At 62.3% G+C, this 2693-nt stretch carries 4 protein-coding genes; all 4 read right to left on the reverse strand.

Translation table 11 applies throughout. From position 1 onward, the window contains the following. A partial coding sequence (locus C2U58_RS19695; protein WP_146033508.1) for a multicopper oxidase domain-containing protein occupies window positions 1-401 on the reverse strand: 401 nt, incomplete at its 3' end. Window positions 402-516: 115 nt separating this feature from the next. Continuing rightward, window positions 517-936 carry a CopL family metal-binding regulatory protein gene (locus C2U58_RS19700; RefSeq protein WP_080354476.1) on the reverse strand — a complete coding sequence of 140 codons (420 nt, stop codon included), beginning with the start codon at window positions 934-936 and terminating at the stop codon, window positions 517-519. A 174-nt stretch (window positions 937-1110) separates the two neighbouring features. Further along, complete coding sequence (locus C2U58_RS19705) at window positions 1111-1461, reverse strand: helix-turn-helix transcriptional regulator (protein ID WP_049404629.1); 351 nt, start codon at window positions 1459-1461, stop codon at window positions 1111-1113. Between the two features lie 73 nt (window positions 1462-1534). Then, window positions 1535-2575 carry a DNA-binding protein gene (locus tag C2U58_RS19710; protein WP_017354988.1) on the reverse strand — a complete coding sequence of 347 codons (1041 nt, stop codon included), beginning with the start codon at window positions 2573-2575 and terminating at the stop codon, window positions 1535-1537. Window positions 2576-2693 lie beyond the last annotated feature (118 nt).

Raw genomic sequence — 2693 nt, forward strand, 5'->3', positions numbered from 1 at the left:
AGGCCCGGCACGCCGTCCATGTTGGCCGGCAAAATGATGCCGTGCCAATGGATGGAGGTGTCCGCGCCATGGAGGGAGTTAGCGGGCAATGCATTGGAGACACGCAGGTTGACCGTGGTGCCTTCCCGCCAACGCAGCAACGGCGCCGGAACGGACCCATTGACGGTGATCGCGGTGCGGGTCTTGCCGGTGAAGTTCATCGGCGTCTCGCCGATGGTTAGGTCAAACTCGGTGCCCGATAGTACGTTGGGTTGTCCCGGGCCCTTGAGCGCCCAACTGGCTTTGGGCCAGAAACCTAATCCTGCGACTGCGCCTCCCAAGGCCAAGCCCTGGACAAATCGCCGCCGCGAAGGTAGCAGCGGCGGTCCACCGTGTGGACCACGAAAATCATCATGCGACATGAAAATGCTCCAAGCGTCGTGTTGCCACCGGCGGGCGGTGGTACAGAGCGGGCGGCTGGCCTATAAATAGGCATGCAAGCCACACCAACGGCGCCATTGCGGCGCTTAGGGACGCTTAGCCGATCGGTGGTCGGATCAGATGAGGCAAGGCAGGTGCCGCATGCCCTAGGGGCAGCGGCATGACATCCAGGCCCAAGGCCAGTTGCACCGAAACATGCAGGCGCGCCGGAAGTGCGCTCGCGCACGCGTGTACGCAGGCGCACCGGCACGCAGAAGACTTGCAACAGTCGGGACCGGCATGGTCGCCATGCCCAGTGCCAGCCCTTTCAATCGAGGTGGCATCGGGATGATTCTCAGCACTGTGATGGGCGACGCAGTCTTCGTCGCCTTGCACCGCGGCAGCCACTTCGCTGGCCTGCGCTTCCATGGCCGGGTTCATACTGATCGACGCAAATGCCGACCACGCGCCGTTAAGCACGAGCATGACGATCAGGAGCAGTCGCAGTAGAAGTGAGGAGGCTGACACGGGCGACATTGTAAATCACTTTAGACAAGGCGCGTGTGTATCGGTCGTGAACAAAATCTCAAGTAGGCCTGAGATGCCGCCACTTGTCAGTCGCACTAGTCACGGCCACTGCAGCTCCCTCCAGGAGCGCCCAATGGGCGGGTTGAGGCGAAGGGTTGCCCATAGGGCTAGCGCTTGTTCGGTTTACTTCTCGGGTGTGGCCTCGATCAGCTTCACCAACTCCCGCTTCTGCTGCTTGCTTAGCGAGCCCCAGCGCAGGAGCAACTTGGCCAGCAGATCATCGTCGGTGTAAAGGAAGGCGGCGGGGATCCCCAACGCTTGGGCCAACCGCTCAGCAGTCTCCAGCTTGGGCTCGTGCTTGCCACGTTCGTACTGGTTGACTCGGGGGCTGGCCACGTAAGGATCCAGACCGGCCCGGATGCCCAACTCCTTCTGCGACAAACCCGTGTGCAGGCGGGCTTGTTGGAGGCGTCGAGCGAAGGTCGGTGTTGAGTCGACGGACAAAGTCACGCGCACCCCCCATGGAAACCCCATAAGGATGGCGGATGTGGGGTTAAGCCGAGATACGTGCAAAAATGCCCCCAGAATTTTTTTTTCTTCCGTGAAATCATTTGGTTGCCGGATTTTTGTTGGTACCTGAACTGTCGGCGCGATCGGGCCGCAACTGCGCCAGCAACTGCTCCAAGGTGTCCTGGCGCACACCGGCACGCAACGCTTCGGCCTCGGCTTGTTCACGCCGTTCTCGCTCCTTGGCCAAGTCGGCGTGAGCATTGGCCAGCTTGACCCGTGCGCTCTCCAACGCTTGGGCGTCCTGGGTCCAGCGTGCCAGCAAGGCCTGGTACTCCGCAGCCGTAAGCCGCAGCGCGTCCAGCTCCTTCCGCTGGTCGTCCGCAGCTTGCCGCACCTGCGCCAGTTCCCTCTCTAGGCGGCTGTGGCGTTCCAGCCACTGCCCGTTGTCGCGGTTGAGCTGAACCAGTTCGTGGTTCTTGGCGGTCAGCGCCTCGTTGGCCTGGCGCAGCGCGACCTGCAGTTCCTGCACCTGGTGCTCGTGGCGGCGCTGTTCCTGTTCGCGTTGGTCCTTGACCGAGGTGCGGTAGTGCTCCAACGCCTCGCGAGCATGCTGGTGCTTCTGCTCCAGCGACTGGGCATGCGCCTCGTGCTCCGCCAGCCGCGCGGTCAGTCCCGCGATCCGTTCGCCGAGCTGCGCGACCTCGGTGACCCGTTCGGCCAAGGCCTGCTGGGCTGCGGCGTGGGTCGTCTTTTCTTCGCGTAAGGCAGTTTCAATGCGCTGAAGCTGCGCGCTCAGCGTGGACGCCTCCTGCTGGGTGCGTTCCAGCGCCTCGCTACGCTCCTGCAAGTGCGCTTCGAAGCGCTGCCGGGCCTCGGCGATTACAGCCTCGGCCTCCTCGTGTAGGCGACCGGCAAGCCGACCGACCAGGTCCTGTAGCGCGTCGCTGACCGCGACCTTGGCGCCAAGGCCTTGCCCTTCATCTTCTTCCAGCTCCTTCAGGTAGCGGTGAATGGTTGTCTTGGAGCCGGTGTTGCCCAGCGCCACCCGCACCGCGTCCACCGACGGGTGTTTGCCCTGTGCCCGCAGCGCATCGCGGGCCTTCTGGATGTCGCTCTTGTACAAGCCGCCGCGTGCCATCGCACTCTCCGACTATTTCGTAATGTATTACATACCACGTAATTACATACCAATCAAGTTACACTACTCGCCGAGTACGGGTCGTATCTAAAGGCGGGATAATATTGAATTATCCCGC

Source organism: Stenotrophomonas sp. VV52 (assembly GCF_002893095.1).
Taxonomy (GTDB): Bacteria; Pseudomonadota; Gammaproteobacteria; order Xanthomonadales; family Xanthomonadaceae; genus Stenotrophomonas; species Stenotrophomonas aracearum.